Source organism: Derxia lacustris (assembly GCF_002105195.1).
GTDB lineage: Bacteria > Pseudomonadota > Gammaproteobacteria > Burkholderiales > Burkholderiaceae_E > Derxia > Derxia lacustris.
On record NZ_MUHU01000009.1, the window covers coordinates 75,060 to 91,697 of the forward strand.

At 70.2% G+C, this 16,638-nt stretch carries 13 protein-coding genes; 4 read left to right on the top strand and 9 right to left on the bottom strand.

Features of this window, described 5'->3' with window-relative positions:
- Positions 1–89: 89 nt before the first annotated feature.
- Positions 90–2,600 carry a TonB-dependent receptor plug domain-containing protein gene (locus tag B9P64_RS09890; RefSeq protein WP_085316078.1) on the bottom strand — a complete coding sequence of 837 codons (2,511 nt, stop codon included), beginning with the start codon at positions 2,598–2,600 and terminating at the stop codon, positions 90–92.
- Between the two features lie 463 nt (positions 2,601–3,063).
- On the opposite strand from B9P64_RS09890, the gene B9P64_RS09895 reads away from it, so the two are divergent.
- Genes B9P64_RS09895 through B9P64_RS09905 form a run of 3 tightly spaced genes read left to right on the top strand, consistent with a single transcriptional unit; the run spans position 3,064 to position 6,438 of the window.
- The gene (locus tag B9P64_RS09895) at positions 3,064–4,293 is read left to right on the top strand and encodes an acyl-CoA dehydrogenase family protein (protein WP_085316079.1); all 1,230 of its coding nucleotides are present in this window, start codon (positions 3,064–3,066) and stop codon (positions 4,291–4,293) included.
- A gap of 35 nt (positions 4,294–4,328) precedes the next feature.
- Positions 4,329–5,579 (top strand): SfnB family sulfur acquisition oxidoreductase, encoded by a 1,251-nt coding sequence (locus B9P64_RS09900; protein WP_085316080.1) that lies wholly within the window; start codon positions 4,329–4,331, stop codon positions 5,577–5,579.
- A 4-nt stretch (positions 5,580–5,583) separates the two neighbouring features.
- Positions 5,584–6,438, top strand: a complete 855-nt coding sequence (locus B9P64_RS09905; RefSeq protein WP_235839952.1) for an amidohydrolase family protein — start codon at positions 5,584–5,586, stop codon at positions 6,436–6,438.
- 47 nt (positions 6,439–6,485) lie between these two features.
- Here the strand turns inward: B9P64_RS09905 and B9P64_RS09910 are convergent, their stop codons facing one another.
- The 8 genes from B9P64_RS09910 to sfnG form a co-directional block, all read right to left on the bottom strand.
- The gene (locus B9P64_RS09910) at positions 6,486–7,847 is read right to left on the bottom strand and encodes an ABC transporter substrate-binding protein (protein ID WP_085316082.1); all 1,362 of its coding nucleotides are present in this window, start codon (positions 7,845–7,847) and stop codon (positions 6,486–6,488) included.
- A 44-nt stretch (positions 7,848–7,891) separates the two neighbouring features.
- Entirely contained in the window at positions 7,892–8,743 is an 852-nt protein-coding gene (locus B9P64_RS09915; protein WP_085316083.1) for an ABC transporter ATP-binding protein, read from the bottom strand.
- A complete protein-coding gene (locus B9P64_RS09920) occupies positions 8,743–10,098 on the bottom strand; it encodes an ABC transporter substrate-binding protein (RefSeq protein ID WP_085316084.1) in 1,356 nt (451 codons plus the stop codon). The genes B9P64_RS09915 and B9P64_RS09920 overlap by 1 nt, the downstream gene beginning before the upstream one ends.
- Positions 10,099–10,197: 99 nt before the next feature.
- Positions 10,198–11,334 carry a branched-chain amino acid ABC transporter permease gene (locus B9P64_RS09925; RefSeq protein ID WP_085316131.1) on the bottom strand — a complete coding sequence of 379 codons (1,137 nt, stop codon included), beginning with the start codon at positions 11,332–11,334 and terminating at the stop codon, positions 10,198–10,200.
- 20 nt (positions 11,335–11,354) lie between these two features.
- Positions 11,355–12,236 carry a branched-chain amino acid ABC transporter permease gene (locus B9P64_RS09930; protein WP_085316085.1) on the bottom strand — a complete coding sequence of 294 codons (882 nt, stop codon included), beginning with the start codon at positions 12,234–12,236 and terminating at the stop codon, positions 11,355–11,357.
- A gap of 12 nt (positions 12,237–12,248) precedes the next feature.
- Positions 12,249–13,016, bottom strand: a complete 768-nt coding sequence (locus tag B9P64_RS09935) for an ABC transporter ATP-binding protein (protein WP_085316086.1) — start codon at positions 13,014–13,016, stop codon at positions 12,249–12,251.
- Positions 13,013–13,930 (bottom strand): hypothetical protein, encoded by a 918-nt coding sequence (locus tag B9P64_RS09940; protein ID WP_139826249.1) that lies wholly within the window; start codon positions 13,928–13,930, stop codon positions 13,013–13,015. The genes B9P64_RS09935 and B9P64_RS09940 overlap by 4 nt, the downstream gene beginning before the upstream one ends.
- Before the next feature lie 17 nt (positions 13,931–13,947).
- A complete protein-coding gene (sfnG, locus tag B9P64_RS09945) occupies positions 13,948–15,054 on the bottom strand; it encodes a dimethylsulfone monooxygenase SfnG (protein ID WP_085316088.1) in 1,107 nt (368 codons plus the stop codon).
- A gap of 443 nt (positions 15,055–15,497) precedes the next feature.
- On the opposite strand from sfnG, the gene ssuD reads away from it, so the two are divergent.
- A complete protein-coding gene (gene ssuD / locus B9P64_RS09950) occupies positions 15,498–16,625 on the top strand; it encodes an FMNH2-dependent alkanesulfonate monooxygenase (protein WP_085316089.1) in 1,128 nt (375 codons plus the stop codon).
- Positions 16,626–16,638 lie beyond the last annotated feature (13 nt).

The following is a 16,638-nucleotide window of genomic DNA, read 5'->3' on the forward strand; positions in this document are numbered from 1 at the left end:
AAAAGGCCCGCTCCGGCCGACCTGGTCCGGAGCGGGCAAACACGCGCAGGGGATGCGCGAGCAGATGGGGACCGGCGCGCTGCCGTCGTTCAGAAGTCGTAGGCGAGCTTCGTGTACCAGAAGCCCCCGGCCGGCGAGAACGGCGACGGGCCGTACAGGAAGGCCGCCACGCCGGTGTTCGCATCGAGGATGCCGGTCTTGGTCGGCCGCACGTCGAACAGATTGGTCGCGCCGACGCTGACCTTGACCCCGCCACGGAAGGCATAGGTGATGTCCAGATCGGTGATCCAGCGCGCGCCGAAGTCGAGGTCCTGCGCCTTGTTCTCGGTGCGCTGCCAGGTGTAGCTGCCGTAGCGCGTGCCTTGCAGATTCACGTCGAAGGCGTCGATGAACCAGCGCCCGCCGAGGATCAGCTTGTTGTGCGGATTGGCCACCGTCAGGTCGCCCTGGGCCGAGCGGCCGTACCAGACGTTGTTGCCGCCGGCATTGGCGCCGAGCGAGGAAATCTGCGACGGCGTGGCGCGGATCTTGGTGATCTCGGTCTCGTTGTAGTTGAAGCCGACATTCCAGCGCACGGTGCCGAAGCGGCCGTAGTCCTGCGTGGTGTCGGCCACCAGATCGAGGCCGGTGCTGCGCGTGTCGACGCCGTTGGCGAAGTACTGCACCCACTCGGTACCGGTCAGGCCGGCGGCCTGCAACACCGGCGCAAAGGCCGGGCCGTACAGGTAGCCGGTGCGCACGATGCGGTCCTTGATGTCGATGCGATAGCCGTCGAGCGTGATGTTTGTGCCGCGCTCCGGCGTCCAGGCCAGGCCCAGGCCGGCGTTGCGCGACTTCTCGGGCTTGAGGTCCTGCGCGCCGAGCGCACGGGCCAGGGCCGAGTCGTTGCGCAGCACCTTCGACAGGCTCGGCACCACATTGCCGGCGGCATCGATGTTGGTGCGGTTGTCGGTCTGCGCATAGCCGATCTGCGTCAGCGACGGCGCGCGAAAGCCGGTGCCCACGGTGCCGCGCACCGCCAGTTCGGGCGTGAGTTCAAAGCGCGAATTGAGCTTGCCGCTGATGGTGTTGCCGGCGCTGTCGTCGTAATGCTCGCCGCGCACCGCCACGTCGACGAACCAGCGCTCGGTCGGGTTGAAGCCCACGTCGCCATAGGCCGCGAACACGCCGCGCCGCAGCCGCGCCTCGTCGGCGGCGGTGAGCACCACCGCGCCCTGGGCGCCGAGCGAGGCCAGCTTGCCGACATTGGGATTGCCGTCCTGGTCGCCGGCCTTGATGACATAGCCGCCGTTGACCGAGCCGAGCGGATCGCCGGCAAAGGTGCTGAAACGGTCGACGCGGAATTCGGCGCCGGCCGAGATCTGCACCGGCTTTTTCAGGCCCAGATCGAAGGCGCGCGTGAAGTCGAGGTTGTTGGTGAACTGGTCGAACTGGTAGGTGGCCAGATTGCCGAAGCGCGTCGGCGACGTGGGCCCGAGCGACGGGTTGATGGTGAGGTCGCTGTACTGGCGCACGCGGTTGCGGCCGTAGGACGTGCTCGCATCCCAGCTCCAGCCGGCGCTCAGACCCTTGGCGCCGGCCACCAGCTGCCAGTCGGTCTCGCCCGAGTTGTTGAGCGGGAAGTAGCCGTTGGGAAACACCGACGAGAACGAGGCCGTGCCGTTGGGCCGGCGGTAGTTGTTGCCCATCTCGGTGTAGCGCTTGCCCAGCGTGCCGAACGAATACAGCTTGAGCGTGGCATCGAGCGGCAGCTCGGCATTGAAGGCGACATTGCCGGCGCGGATCTCGGGATCGCCGTTGTGGGCGGCGTCGCCGTTCCAGGCCGCGTTGCGCGGATCGCTGGCGGGCGCGTAGGCGATGCGGTTGCTGGCCGGGAAGTTCCACCAGGCCATGCCGCGCTGGCGCGCATCGGCGCTCAGATGCAGGAAGCCGCCATCCTCGCCGAGCGCGAGGCCGTAGTCGGCTTCGGCGCGGGTCGCGTCGAGGTCGCCGCTGCCGCCGTAGAGCTGGCCGTAGCTGGCCGCCACATGGCCGCCGGCGGCGCCGTTCTTGAGCACCACGTTGATGACGCCGGCCACCGCATCCGAGCCGTATTGCGCGGCGGCGCTGTCCTTGAGCACCTCGATGTGATCGACCGCGCTGAGCGGAATCTGGTCCAGGTCGACCGCATTCACGCCGCTGGTGTCGCCGCCGCCGTTGGTCAGCAGCGAGCTGTTGTGGCGCCGCTTGCCGTTGACCAGCACCAGCGTGTAGGCCGGGCCCAGGCCGCGATTGCTGATCGGCCGCACGATGGAATTGACGCCGGCCTGGTTGGTGCCGAAGTTGACCGACGGCAGCAGCTTGGAGATGGCTTCGCTCAGCTCGGCGCGGCCGGTGCGTACCAGCTGGTCGCCGCCGATCACGTCGATGGGCGCCGGGCTGTCGGCCACGGTGCGCTGCTCGCCGCGCACGCCGGTGGTCACGACCACGTCCTGCACATTGCCGTAGGACTGGCCGCCGGTGGCTTGTGCCAGCGCGGCCGCCATCGGGGTGAGCGCGAGCGCGGCGACGGGAATCCAGCGCGCGGCACGGCGGGGCCGGAGGGGCGTTTGGGGCTTCATCTTGTTGGGTTCCTGATCTTTGTGAGTACGGCCGAGCCCGCACCCTAAAGAGGAAGCCAACATTTATAAAGCGCATGATGTGAATAAGCAAATATGCGCGATGTGGTTTGCAACGCGGATCGGCCTGGGCTGGGTGCCAGTGCGCATCGACGCCGAAATGCCGCTGTCTCGCACGGCGATGTCTTCATGCCGGCCGGGCACTTTGGCGGCCGGCCCGCTGGCCAGGCCGATCCGGACCATCCAGACCGCTGGACCGGCGGGCGGGCAGGCCCGGGCCTCGACAATCGCCGGGCCGCGCCGGCCGGCGCGCGCTGCTGGCAGCCAAGCAGCCTGTCAGCACGATGGCGTCAGGGCAGCAGCGCCTTGCCGCCGACGGCATCGGTTCCGGCATGAATGCGGGCTGCGCCCGGTGGCATGAATGCTGCCGCTGACGGGTGTTTCCGCATCCCTCTGGCAGGCATCCATGACCCAGTCCCTTCCGCTTTCCACCGGCACCGATTACGAAACGCTGGCGGCCCGGTTCCGGCCGATCTTCGCGCGCATCGCCGACGGCGCGCTCGACCGCGAGAAGACGCGCACGCTGCCGCACGAGGCCATCGGCTGGCTCAAGCAGGCGGGCTTCGGCGCGGTGCGCGTGCCGCGCGAGCACGGCGGCGACGGCGCCTCGCTGCCGCAGCTGTTCCGGCTGCTGGTCGAGCTGGGCGAGGCCGACTCGAACCTGCCGCAGGCGCTGCGCGGCCATTTCGCGTTTGTCGAAGACAAGCTCAATTCGCATGACGCGGCCGACCGCGAGCTGTGGTTCGGGCGCTTCGTGGCCGGCCAGCTGGTGGGCAACGGCTGGACCGAAGTCGGCGCCGTCAAGATCGGCGAGGTCATCACCAAGGTCACGCCGAAGGGCGACGGCTGGGTCGTGAGCGGGCGCAAGTACTACAGCACCGGCAGCATCTTTGCCGACTGGATCGACACCTATGCCCAGCGCAGCGACACCGGCGCCGACGTGATCGCCGCCGTCAGCACCCATCAGCCCGGCGTGCAGCAATCCGACGACTGGGACGGCTTCGGCCAGCGCACCACCGGCAGCGGCAGCACGGTGTACGACAACGCCGAGGTGCTGCCCGGCCATGTCACCGACTTCGGCCAGCGCTTCAAGTACCAGACCGCGTTCTATCAGCTGGTGCTGCTGGCCACGCTGGCCGGCATCGCGCGCGCGGTCGAGCGCGACATCGCGCGCGAGGTGCGCGAGCGCAAGCGCGTGTTCAGCACCGGCAATGCCGGGGCGGTGGCGCAGGACGTGCAGATCCAGCAGGTGGTGGGCGAGATCGCGGCGGCGGCCTATGCGGCCGAGGCGATCGCGCTGCGTGCCACCGAGCCGGCGCAACGCGCCTACGAGGCCCGCTTCGGCGGCGACGCGGCGGCCGAGAAGCAGGCCAACATCGACGCCGAACTCGAATCGGCCAAGGGCCAGATCGTGATCGCCGAGCTGGTGCTGCGTGCCGCCTCGCAACTGTTCAACGCGCTCGGCGCATCGAGCGCCAGCAGCGCCCGCGCGCTCGACCGTCACTGGCGCAATGCCCGCACCGTCGCCAGCCACAACCCGCTCATCTACAAGGCCCGCATCGTCGGCGACCACGCCATCAACGGCACCGAGCCGCCCTATGTGTGGCAGATCGGCGCCGGCAAGGGCGCCAACTGACGCGCCGCCCCGCCCCCCGCATCCAGGAGAACCGCATGCCAGATCAGGCCATCGACCGTCCGCGCGTCAACACCCGCGCGCCCTTTCCCGCCTTGCCCCGTCCGGCCCGGCCGGCCCATGTGATCGCCAGCGATGCCGAGGCCATCGAGGTGGCGACGCGGCTGGCCGCCGACTTCGCCGCCGGCGCCGCCGAGCGCGACCGCGAGGGCTTTCTGCCGATCGAGGAAATCGAGCGCTATTCGCAGAGCGGCCTGTGGGCCATCAACGTGCCCGCGGCCTACGGCGGCGCCGGCGTCTCGTACGCCACCGTGGCGCAGGTCATCGCCATCGTCGCGGCGGCCGATTCGAGCATTGCGCAGATCACGCAGAACCACCTGACGCTGCTCGCCCACATCGACCTCGACGCGACCGAGGAACAGAAGCGCGACCTGTTCGGCCTGGCGCTGGCCGGCCACCGCTTCGGCAATGCCTTCAGCGAGCTGCACAGCCGCAATGTCGCCAGCTTCGAGACGCAGTACGTCGAGGACGGCGACGACGTGGTCGTCAACGGCGAGAAGTTCTACACCACGGGCGCGCTGCTCGCGCACTACGTGCCCATCGTCGCGGTGACGGCCGAGGGGCAGGGCGCGCTGGTGTTCGCCGAGCGCGATGCGTCGGGCCTCACGGTCATCAACGACTGGTCGAGCTTCGGCCAGCGCACCACGGCCTCGGGCACGGTCAAGATCGTGAACGTGCGCGTGCCCCGGGCGCGCGTGGTGCCGATCGCGGCCTTCGACCGGCCGACCGCCGCCGGCCCGATCTCGCAGATCATCCAGTCGGCGATCGACCTCGGCATCGCGCGCGCGGCGCTGGCCGAGACCATTGCCTTCGTGCGCGACAAGAGCCGGCCGTGGATCGACAGCGGCAAGGAGCGCGCGAGCGAAGACCCGTTCACCATCGCCATCGTCGGCGAGCTGACGATCCAGCTCCATGCCGCCGAGGCGCTGCTCGAACGCGGCGGCCGGCTCATCGACGCGGCGCTCGCCGCGCCCACCGAGGACAGCGTGGCCGCCGCCACGATCGGCGTGGCCGAGTCGAAGGTGCTCACCACCAACGCCGCGATCGAGACCACCAACCGGCTGTTCGAACTGGCCGGCACGCGCGCCACGCTGATCTCGAACAACCTCGACCGCTACTGGCGCAATGCGCGCACCCACACGCTGCACGACCCGGTGCGCTGGAAGTACTTCCACATCGGCAACCACGCGCTCGGCGGCATCAACCCGCCGCGCCATCCGTGGAACTGACGCCGTGAGCGCCGCCCGCAAGATCATCGACCTGCGCAGCCGCCCGTCCTTCCTGCACGAGTTCTACGGCTCGACGCCGGGCACGGCCGGCTACGACACCGCGCGCTGGCTCAACCGGCGCGTGGGCAGCCACGACGACCGCCATTTCGAGCGCGGCTGGACGCTCGACGGCTTTGTCGCCGAGATCCGCGCGGCCGGCATCGCGGCGGCCACCGTCATCGGCCGCGACACGCCGACCGTGGCCACCAGCAACGACGCCGTCGCCGCGCTGATTGCCGGCCAGCCCGAGCTGATCGGCATCGGCTCGGTCGATCCGCAGCGGCTCGGCGAGGCCGAGCTGGTCGCCGAGATCGAGCGCGCCGCAGCGCTCGGCCTGCGCGGCATCAACCTCGAACCGGGCTTCGGCGCGCTGCCGCTGCACTTCGACGACGCGCTGCTGGAGCCGGTGTACGAAACCTGCGCGCGGCTCGGCCTGCCAGTCTTCCTGATGACCGGGCCGACCACGCCCGATTTCCGCTTCAACGATCCGGCGCCGATCGGCCGCGTCGCGCGCCGCCATCCCGACCTGCAACTGGTCGTCAGCCACGGCAGCTGGCCCTACGTCAACGAGATCGTCGGCATCGCCTTCCGCTATGCCAACGTCAACGTCGTGCCCGACATGTACCTGTTCCTGCCCGGCAGCGGGCTCTACGTGGAAGCGGCCAACGGCTTCCTGCGCGAGCAGTTCCTGTTCGCCACGTCGTTCCCGTTCCGCGCCATGAAGCAGACGGTGGACGACTTCCTCGCGCTGGGCTGGCGCGACGAGGTGCTCGACGCGGTGCTGCATGGCAATGCCGAGCGGGTGCTCGGCCTGGCCTGATCGCGGGCGGCGGGGTGGCGGACGATCGGCCCGCCGCCTCGCATTGGCTACTTCGCCGCCGCCACCGCTCCCGCCTCCTTCGCGCAATCGCGGATCGCGATGCCCTTGCTCTTCGCGTACTCGGTCGACGAGGCCTCGATCAGCGGGCGCAGCAGCTTGCGGTCGGCCGCGACCCAGTCGCTGATCACCTTCCACTGCTTGCCGTCCCATTGCGTGAACTTGACCGAGCCGCCGCCCTCGTGGTCCGCGCAGCTGAGCTTGATCGGCTGCATCAGGCCGGTCGCGCCAAGCTCGGCCAGGCGCTTGTCGTCGAGGTTGATGTTCTCGAAACCCCAGCGCACTTCCTCGCCGGTCAGCGGGCGCTTGCCGAAGCGCGCCTGCGCCACGCGGATCGCCTCGACATGCAGGATGCCGTCGAGCAGACCCATGTTGTAGTAGGTGCTGCCGACCCGCGCCGGATCGTCCATGTGACCGGCGCCGGCGCCGTACACCGTCTTGCGGATGGCCTGGATCACCGGGAACTGCTGGCCCGACGGATGGGTGGTGGCGGCGATGTAGCCGATGGCCGCGTCGCCGGCCGGCTGGGCGTCGTCCTCCGAATTGCTCCACACATTGCCGATGATGTGGTCGGCCGGGAAGCCGGTCTTCTTGGCCGTCTTGAGCGCCACCGGGTTCATGACGCCCCAGCCGCGCAGCACCACCCAGTCGGGCTTGATGCGGCGGATCTGCAACCACTGCGACTGCTGCTCGTTGCCCGGATGCGGCACCTCGATCTGGGTCAGCTCGAAGCCGTACTTCTTCGCCAGCAGCTCGTAGATCGGGATGGTCTCCTTGCCGTAGGGCGAGCCGTGATAGAGCACGACCAGCTTGCGGCCCTTCAGCCCGGCCTCGCCGCCCGAGCGCTCGGCCAGGTAGTTGACGATGGCCGAGGTCTCGCTCCACGGATTGAGGATGACCGGGAACACGTAGGGGAAGACGCGGCCGTCGGTGGAGTCGGTGCGGCCGTGGTTGGGCGTGATGACCGGAATCCGGTCCTTGGTCGCGCGCTCGATCACCGCGTAGGCGATGCCGACGCTGAACGGGTTGAAGGTGGTGGCGCCGGTCGGGCCCTTGTTCTTGAGCCGTTCGTAGCACTCGACGCCGCGTTCCACCTCGTACTGCGTCTCGCATTCCTCGAAGGTGATCTTGACGCCGTTGACGCCGCCATCGCGGCGGTTGACGAGCTCGAAATAGTCCATCAGCCCGCCGCCCTGGCCGATGCCGCCGGCCGCATACGGGCCGACGCGGTAGATCGGAATGGGCACGAACTGTTCGCCGGCCGCATGCGCGGGCAGGGCGGTGGCAAGGCCGAGCGCAAGCGCGGCGACGAGGGCGCGCGGACGCGCCGGCAGGGAGCGGAGAAGAGGCATCTTGTTTGCGGGTTCGCTGAGGTGAGGCCGCTCGCGCGGCGGGATCAGGACTGGGCCGGGCTGGCGGCGACCGTGGGCGCGGGCGGCCGGCGGCGCAGGCGTTCGGGCAGCAGGCTTGCGGCAGCGCCGCTGCGGCCCAGGTAGAACTCGCGCACGTCGTCGCGCGCCGCCAGCTCGGCCGCGCTGCCCGAGGCCACGACGCGGCCGGTCTCCAGCACATGGCCGGCATGCGCGTATTGCAGCGCGACGGTGGCGTTCTGCTCGGCCAGCACGAAGGTCGTGCCGGCCTCGCGGTTGAGCCGGCCGACCGCCTCGAAGATCTCGTGGACGACGAGCGGCGCCAGTCCCATCGACGGTTCGTCGAGCAGCACCAGCGACGGTTCGGCCATCAGCGCGCGACCGATCGCCACCATCTGCTGCTCGCCGCCCGAGGTGACGCCGGCGAGCGAACGGCGCCTTTCCTTCAGGCGCGGAAACAGCTCGTAGACGCGGTCGAGCGCCGCGCGCAGGCCGGCGCGCGAGGCATGGCGCACGAAGCCGCCGACCAGCAGGTTCTCCTCCACGCTCAGGTGGGCGAAGCAGCGCCGGCCCTCCAGCACCTGCGACACGCCGCGCGCCACCAGCGCATCGGGCGCCAGGCCGGCGATGTCGGCGCCGCGCAGCTCGATGCGCCCGCCGGTCACCGCGCCCCGGCTCGCGTCGAGCAGCCGCGACACCGCCTTGAGCGTGCTGCTCTTGCCCGCGCCGTTGGCGCCGAGCAGCGCCACGATGCTGCCGGCCGCCACGTCGAAGGACACGCCGCGCAGCGCCAGGATGGCGCCGCCATAGGCCGCCTCCAGCCCCTGCACCCGCAGCAGCGGCGCGGCGCCGTCCGGGCTTGCGAGCGGCGCGCCCATCACTTCGCCGCTACCGTGCCGGCGGCTTCCTTCGCGCAGTCGCGCACCGGCGTGCCGGTTTCCTGCGCGTACTTGAGCGCCGACTGCTCGATGATCGGCCGCAGCAGCGCGCGGTCGGCCTGGACCCAGTCGCTGATGACGTTCCACTGCTTGCCGTCCCATTGCTGGAAGCGCACCGCGCCACCGCCCTCATGGTCGGCGCAGCTGAGCTTGAGCCGCTGCACCAGGCCGGTCGCGCCGAGCTCGGCCAGACGCTTGTCGTCGAGATTGAGGTTCTCGAAGCCCCAGCGCACTTCCTCGCCCGTGAGGGGCCGCTTGCCGAAGCGCGCCTGCGCCACGCGCAGCGCCTCGACATTGAGGATGCCGTTCACCACGCCGAGGTTGTAGTAGACGTTGCCGAAGCGCTTGGGGTCGGCGAGGTTGCCGTGGCCCGGCTGCACCACGAACTTGTCGATGTCCTTGAGCACCGGGAAATTGCTGCCCGACGGATGCGTGGTGATCGAGATGAAGCCCTTGGCGGCATCGCCGGCCGGCGCCGCGTCGTCCTCCGAATTGCTCCAGATGTTCCCGATGATGTGATCGACCGGGAAGCCGGTCTTCTTGGCCGTCTTGAGCGCCACCGGGTTCATCACGCCCCAGCCGCGCAGGATCACCCAGTCGGGCTTCACGCGGCGCAGCGTCAGCCATTGCGACTGCTGCTCGTTGCCCGGATGCGGCACCTCGATCTGGGTCAGCTCGAAGCCGTACTTCTTCGCCAGCAGTTCCAGCACCGGGATGGTTTCCTTGCCGTAGGGCGAGCCGTGATAGAGCACGGCGATCTTGCTGCCCTTGAGCTTGTCGAGCCCGCCGGCGCGCTGGCCGATGTAGTTCACGATCGCCGACACCTCGCTGTAGGGATTGAGCTGGAGCGGGAACACGTAGGGAAAGACGCGGCCGTCGGTCGAGTCGGTGCGGCCGTGGTTGATTGTGATGAGCGGCAGCTTGTCGCGCGTCGAGCGGTCGAGCGTGGCGTAGGCAATGCCCACGCTCAGCGGATTGGTCGCGGCGGCGGGCGCGCCGTTCAGGCCCTTCTTCAGGCGCTCGTAGCACTCGACGCCCTTTTCCACCACGTACTCGGTCTCGCACTCGCTCCAGGTCAGCTTCACGCCGTTCACGCCGCCGTCGCGCGCGTTGACGAGTTGCAGGTAGTCGATGAAACCGCCGAAGAAGCCGCTGCCGCCGGCCGCATACGGGCCGACGCGATAGCTCTGCAACGGGAAGTACTGCTCCTTCGCCTGGGCGTGGGCGGGCAGGGTGACGGCGAGGGCGCTGCCGGCCAGTGCGAGCGCGGCGGCGAGGCGGGTGAGGCGGGACATGGGCATCTCCTTTTTTCGGGCGAACGGGGCCTGCCGCCACCGGCGCGAGGCCGGGCGGACGGGCGAACTTGAAGCGGTTGGGTGAGGGCGCCGGACGCGTCAGGCGCGCAGGGGCCAGCGGCGCAGCGCCGCGCCGGCACGGGCCGCGAGCCGAGCCAGGCCGTCGGGTTCCTTGACGAGGAAGACGATGATCAGCAGCCCGAACACGATGCGTTGCAGGTTCTCGAGCTGGCCCGGATCGACGCTGCCCGCCAGCAGCGCGTCGGCGGCCTGGCTCAGCGCGATCGGGAACAGCACGATGAAGGCCGCGCCGTAGAAGCTGCCGGCAATGCTGCCGAGCCCGCCGATGATCGCGATGAACAGGATCTGGAACGAGCGGTTGAGATTGAAGCCGTCGGGCTCGACCGTGCCGAGATAGGCGAAGGCCCAGAGCGCGCCGGCCACGCCGAGATAGAACGAGCTCACCGCGAAGGCCAGCAGCTTGGCGCGCGGCACGGCGATGCCGAGCGACGCGGCGGCGGCATCCATGTCGCGCACCGCCATCCAGTGCCGGCCGATGCTGCTCGCGATCAGGTTGCGCGCCAGCAGCGTGAGCAGGCAGACGATGCCGAGCACCAGCAGGTAATGGCCGGCGGGCGACGACAGGTCGATGCTGCCCAGCGCCAGTCGCGGCGCGGTGATGACGCCCGAGGCGCTGTCGTTGGAGAACCAGCCGAACTTGACGAAGACCCACTGCACGAAGAACTGCGCCGCGAGCGTCGAGACGATGAGATAGAAGCCCTTGATGCGCAGGCTCGGCAGCCCGACCAGCAGGCCGAGCAGCGCCGCCATGCCGCCGCCGAGCGCGATGCTGGCGAGCAGCGGCAAGCCCGGCAGCCGCAGGCTGAAGTTGTAGGTGGCAAACGCGCCGACGGCCATGAACGCCGCCGAGCCGACCGACAGCTGGCCGGTGTAGCCGGTCAGCAGATTGAGGCCGAGCCCGGCCAGCGCCAGCACCAGGAAGGGCACGAGCACGGCCGAGAACCAGTAGTCGTTGGCGATCCAGGGCACGACGCCCCAGGCCAGTACCAGCAGCCCGGCGAGCGCCAGCTGCGCCGGCCGGGCCGCATGCCCGAGGCCGCGCCGCGCGGGCGGGTGCCGGTGGGCGACGCGGGCCGGCGGCGCATCGGCGCGGCCGGGGCCGGCGGCCAGGCCAGCGCGGTCGGCGGCCGCTTCGGCGGAATGGGGAGGCGTCATGGTCTTGTCTCCGTCGTGCGTCATACGCGCTGGATCGCGGGCTCGCCGAACAGGCCGTGCGGCCGGACCAGCAGGAAGCCGAGCGCGAGCGCATAGGGGAACCAGTTCTCGATGCCGCTGCCGATCAGCGGGCCCACATAGACCTCGGCGAGCTTCTCGGCCGCGCCGACCAGCACGCCGCCGACGATGGCGCCCGGCACCGACGAGAAGCCGCCGATGATCAGCACCGGCAGCGCCTTCAGCGCGACGAAGGCGAGCGAGAACTGCACGCCCGAGCGCGCGCCCCAGAGCAGTCCGGCGATCAGCGCGACAAAGCCCGCCACCGACCACACCACGGCCCAGACGCGCCGCAGATCGACGCCGACGGCAAGCGCCGCGAGCGGGTCGTCGGCGACCGCGCGCAGGCGCAGGCCGATGCGGGTCTTGTCGAACACCAGCGCGAGCGTGGCCACCAGGCCGGCCGCGATGGCCGCGGCGGCGAGGTCGAACTCGCTCAGCATCAGTCCGGCGATCTCGAACGGCTGGTCCTCGATGCCGAGGTCGAGCTCGTGCACCTGCGTGCCCCACAGGCTCTGCGCCGCGCCCTCGACGATGAAGCTCAGGCCCAGCGTGGCCATGAACAGCACGATGGGCGGACGGTTGACCAGCGGCCGCAGCACGCCGCGCTCGACCGCCAGCGCCAGCAGCACCAGCAGCGCCAGCGTGACGGCAAACGCCAGCCAGGCCGGCAGGCCGCGCTCGACCAGGCTCACATAGGTCAGCGCCGCGAACAGCACCATCGAGCCCTGGGCGAAGTTGAAGACGCCCGAGGCCTTGTGGATGAGCACGAAGCCGAGCGCGACCATCGAGTACATGACGCCGGCCAGCATGCCGCCGAGCAGCACTTCGAGAAAGAAGTCCATCGAATGCGCCTTTCAGTGGGCGACGCCGAGATAGGCGTCGATGACGGCGGGGTCGTTGCTCACCCGGGCCGGCTCGCCGTCGGCGATCTTGTGGCCGTAGTCGAGCACCACCACGCGGTCCGACACTTCCATCACCACGCCCATGTCGTGCTCGATCAGGACGACGGTGGTGCCGAAGGCGCGGTTCACCTCGACCAGGTGGCAGGCCATGTCGCGCTTCTCGTCAGCGGTCATGCCGGCCATCGGTTCGTCGAGCAGCAGCAGGCGCGGCCGGGCCATCAGCGCGCGCGCGAACTCGACGCGCTTGCGCAGCCCGTAGGACAGGCCGCCGGCCAGCGCATGACGCCAGCGTTGCAGGCCGAGGAAGGCCAGCACTTCCTCGGCGGCGGCGCGTTCGCGTGCGTCCTCGCGGCGCGCCGACGGCAGCCGCAGCGCCTGCGCGACGAAGCCCGCGCGCAGGCGCTGCGCCGCGCCGGCGAGCACGTTGTCGACGACCGACATGCGCTCGAACAGCGCCAGATTCTGGAAGGTGCGCGCGATGCCGAGCCGCGCCGCGCGCGCCGGGTCGATGCGGCGCTGCGCGACGCCGTCGATCTCGATGTGGCCGGCGCTCGGCCGGTAGAAGCCGCTCACCACGTTCAGCAGCGAGCTCTTGCCGGCGCCGTTGGGGCCGATGACCGACAGCACCTCGCCGCGCTGCACCTCGAAGCTGATGTCGGTGACGGCCTTCACGCCACCGAAGGCGACCGACACGTTGCGCACCGCGAGCAGGGCGCTCATGCCGACACCTGGCGCGTCGGCACGCCGGCCGACAGGTCGAGCGCGGCGATGTCGAGCCGGCGCGCGAGCGCGAGCGTGGTCGCGCCGAGCCCCTCGGGGCCCCAGATGGCTTGGAGCCGATGCAGGCCGAGCAGGCGCCGGGTGCGGGCCCGCAGCGCGCGACCGGCGCGCGAGCCGAGGTCGTCGAGCAGCCGCCCGGGCAGGCTGGCCGGCGTCGGCAGGCGCGCGTCGAGCGCATCGGCCAGCCGGTCGAGTTCGCCGCGCGCGCCGACGAGCACATCGGGCGCGAGGTCGGCGAGGTCGCGCGCCAGGTCGCCGTCGGGTTCGGCCAGCGCCAGCCGGTGGCCGCCGTCTTCCCAGTGCGCGGCCAGGGCGCGCGCGCTGCCGGCGGCGAGGCCGGGCGTGGCGAGCAGCAGCTGGTCGGCGCCGAGCGGCGGCAGGTCGGCCCGGCGCGCGTCGGTCGGGTTGGCAAAGCGGGCTGCGTTGGCGGGTGCGGCGGCGCTCGGGCGCGCGCCGGGCGCCGGCGCGGCATCGAGCCAGTCGTCGAAGGCCTGCACGCGCGCATCGCCCCAGGCCGCGCTGCCGACCGCGTTGGCCACGACCACGCGGGCGCCGGCGGCGAGCGGCAGCAGCAGCGCCGCGCCGGCCTCGTCGATGCCGCTGGCAAAGACGATGTCGATCGGCGCCGCCCGGTCGTCGAGACGCGCATCCGACAGCCGCGCCACGGTCAGCGCCGCGAGCAGGCGCGGTTCGAGCGGGCCGAGCAGCGCGACGCTGGCGCCGTGCGCGGGCAGTTCGGGCGACCAGCGCTGCGCCACCCGTGCGAGCAGCTCGCGCCAGTCGCGGTCGTCGAAGGACTGCCAGCGGCCGAGCCGGCGCGCCAGCAGCACGGTGCGGGAATGGGCGAGGGACACGGGCGGCTCCGGCGCGATCAGGCGACGGCCAGCGCGTTGCGCGCTTCGAGTTCGCGCACCAGCGGCAGCACCTTCTGGCCGAAGTACTCGACCTCCTCGATGAAGTGCAGGAAGCCGCACAGCACCAGATCGACGCCCACCGCCTTCAGCGCCACGATGCGCTCGGCAATCTGGGCCGGCGTGCCGATGAGGTTGGTGCGGAAGCCGTCGTTGTACTGGACCAGATCCTCGAAGGTCGACGTGGCCCAGTTGCCTTCGCGCTCGGGCGAGGCCTGGCCGGCCTGCTTGACCGCGTCGCCGAAGGCATGCACGGCCTCGTGATCGGCCTTGGCGATGATCTCGGCCAGCACCGCCTGCGCTTCGGCCTCGGTGTCGCGCGCGATGACGAAGGCGTTCACGCCGATCTTCACGCGGCGGCCTTCGGGCGCGGCCTTGGTCTGGATGTCGTCGATCTGGAGCTTGAGCTTCTCGGGCGTGTTGCCGTTGGTGAAGTACCAGTCCGACACGCGCGCCGCCATGTCGCGCGCGGCACGCGAGCTGCCGCCCTGGAAGATTTCCGGATGCGGCTGCTGCAGCGGCTTGGGGCGCAGCGTGTAGTCGTGGAAGCGGTAGAAGTCGCCGAGGAAGGTGAAGTTGTCGGTGGTCCAGATGCCGCGCAGCGCGCGGATGAACTCCTCCGACCGGCGATAGCGCTCGTCGTGATCGAGCCAGGGTTCGCCGATGGCGGTGAACTCGCCCCGGAACCAGCCGCTCACCACGTTGATGGCGATGCGCCCGCCGGTCAGGTTGTCGATGGTGGCGAGCTGCTTGGCCACCACCGCCGGATTCCAGGGGCCGGGCAGGATGGCCGCGAGCACCTTGAGCCGCGTCGTCGCATGCAGCAGCGCCTGGCTGAACGACACCGACTCGTGCTGGTACTCGGCACCGTAGCCGGCGGTGAAGCGGATCTGGGTCAGCGCGTAGTCGAAGCCGGCCTTCTCGGCGGTCTGCGCGAGCGTGCGGTTGTAGTCGATGCCCCAGTGGGTGCGCTGCTCGATCTTGCTCACCACGAGACCGCCGCTCACGTTCGGCACCCAATAGGCAAATTTGACGGCGTCGTCGCGCTGTTCGGTCTGACCGCTCATGAATCTCTCCTCGCTGAATGAATGGCGCCGGATCGATTCCGGCTTTCCGGGCGGGCCCGGGACGCAATTCATTTAGCAGCGCGCATGCCATGCGGCGGCAGTCATCGCAAAAGTGGCAAATCCAGCGGCCCGACACGGCGAGTTGTCGGAAAAATGAACAGCCTCTGACCGATTCATCGCCTTGTCTGCTGCTGCACAAACAGCTGGTGATGTGCATATGGCCGCGATTCACGGATGCGGGCATCGAACGGGCGCGAAGCCGATTGCCAGCTGCTGCCTGGGCAGCACTGCAACAGCGCCTTGCTGACTGTCAGGCAGCCGTCGCGGCGATTCCGGTCGGGCGAATTGTCATTTCCGGTTTCATTTGCCCAATTCACGGCATTTTCGTTATTGGCACAGGAACTGCGAAACCGGAATGTCATTGAGTCAGATTGGAAAGTCCGATGGAAATATTCTGGTTTCTGCCCACCCATGGCGACGCGCGCCAACTCGGCACGGCGCGCGGCGCGCGGGCCTCGAATCACGCCTATCTGCGCCAGGTCGCGCAGGCGGCGGATGACCTCGGCTTCGGCGGCGTGCTGGTGCCGACCGGCCGCGCCTGCGAGGACTCGTGGCTGGTGGCGGCGTCGCTCGCGCCGCTCACGCGCAATCTCAAGTTCCTGGTGGCGGTGCGGCCCTCGGTCACGTCGCCGACGGTGTCGGCGCGCATGGCCGCCACGCTCGACCGGCTGTCCGAAGGCCGGCTGCTCATCAACGTGGTGACCGGCGGCGATCCGGTCGAGCAGCGCGGCGACGGCGACTTCCTCGACCATGCCGAGCGCTATGCCGCCACGCGCGAATTCCTGACCGTGTGGCGCGCCGTCGCCAGCGGCGAGACCGTCAGCTTCGACGGCGACTACGTGAAGGTCGAGAACGCCCACAGCGCGTTCCGCCCGGTGCAGCGGCCGCATCCGCCGCTGTTCTTCGGCGGCTCGTCCGAGGCCGCGCTGGACGTGGCGGGCGAGTTCATCGACGTGTACCTGAGCTGGGGCGAGCCGCCGGCCGCGGTCGCCGCAAAGATCGCCAACGCGCGCGCCGCCGCCGCCAGGCATGGCCGCCAGCTGCGCTTCGGCGTGCGGCTGCATGTCATCGTGCGCGAGACCGCGCAGGCGGCCTGGGATGCCGCCGACGCGCTGATCGCCGAGCTGTCCGACGACACCATCGCGGCGGCCCAGCAGGCCTTCGCCACCTTCCAGTCGGAAGGCCAGCGGCGCATGTCGGCGCTGCACGGCGGCCGGCGCGACCGGTTGCTGGTGGCGCCCAATCTGTGGGCCGGCGTGGGCCTGGTGCGCGGCGGCGCCGGCACGGCGCTGGTGGGCAGCGCCGAGGAGGTGGCGGCGCGCATCCGCGAATACGCCGACCTCGGCGTCGATCATTTCGTCTTGTCGGGCTATCCGCATCTGGAGGAGGCTTACCGCGTGGCCGAGCTGCTGTTCCCGCTGCTGCCCGTCAACACCCGACCGCGCTTCAACGAAGGCGTGTCGAATCTCACCGGCCCGTTCGGCGAACTGCTGCCGGCGGCCAGGGCATGAGCGCCCTGTTGCC

Bases quoted from the DNA above. Each gene is read 5' to 3' on its own strand.
- sfnG (WP_085316088.1), bottom strand. From the start codon at position 15,054: ATGAGCGGTCAGACCGAACAGCGCGACGACGCCGTCAAATTTGCCTAT.
- B9P64_RS09930 (WP_085316085.1), bottom strand. From the start codon at position 12,236: ATGGACTTCTTTCTCGAAGTGCTGCTCGGCGGCATGCTGGCCGGCGTC.
- B9P64_RS09925 (WP_085316131.1), bottom strand. From the start codon at position 11,334: ATGACGCCTCCCCATTCCGCCGAAGCGGCCGCCGACCGCGCTGGCCTG.
- B9P64_RS09910 (WP_085316082.1), bottom strand. From the start codon at position 7,847: ATGCCTCTTCTCCGCTCCCTGCCGGCGCGTCCGCGCGCCCTCGTCGCC.
- B9P64_RS09915 (WP_085316083.1), bottom strand. From the start codon at position 8,743: ATGGGCGCGCCGCTCGCAAGCCCGGACGGCGCCGCGCCGCTGCTGCGG.
- B9P64_RS09895 (WP_085316079.1), top strand. From the start codon at position 3,064: ATGACCCAGTCCCTTCCGCTTTCCACCGGCACCGATTACGAAACGCTG.
- B9P64_RS09900 (WP_085316080.1), top strand. From the start codon at position 4,329: ATGCCAGATCAGGCCATCGACCGTCCGCGCGTCAACACCCGCGCGCCC.
- B9P64_RS09920 (WP_085316084.1), bottom strand. From the start codon at position 10,098: ATGTCCCGCCTCACCCGCCTCGCCGCCGCGCTCGCACTGGCCGGCAGC.
- B9P64_RS09935 (WP_085316086.1), bottom strand. From the start codon at position 13,016: ATGAGCGCCCTGCTCGCGGTGCGCAACGTGTCGGTCGCCTTCGGTGGC.
- B9P64_RS09890 (WP_085316078.1), bottom strand. From the start codon at position 2,600: ATGAAGCCCCAAACGCCCCTCCGGCCCCGCCGTGCCGCGCGCTGGATT.
- ssuD (WP_085316089.1), top strand. From the start codon at position 15,498: ATGGAAATATTCTGGTTTCTGCCCACCCATGGCGACGCGCGCCAACTC.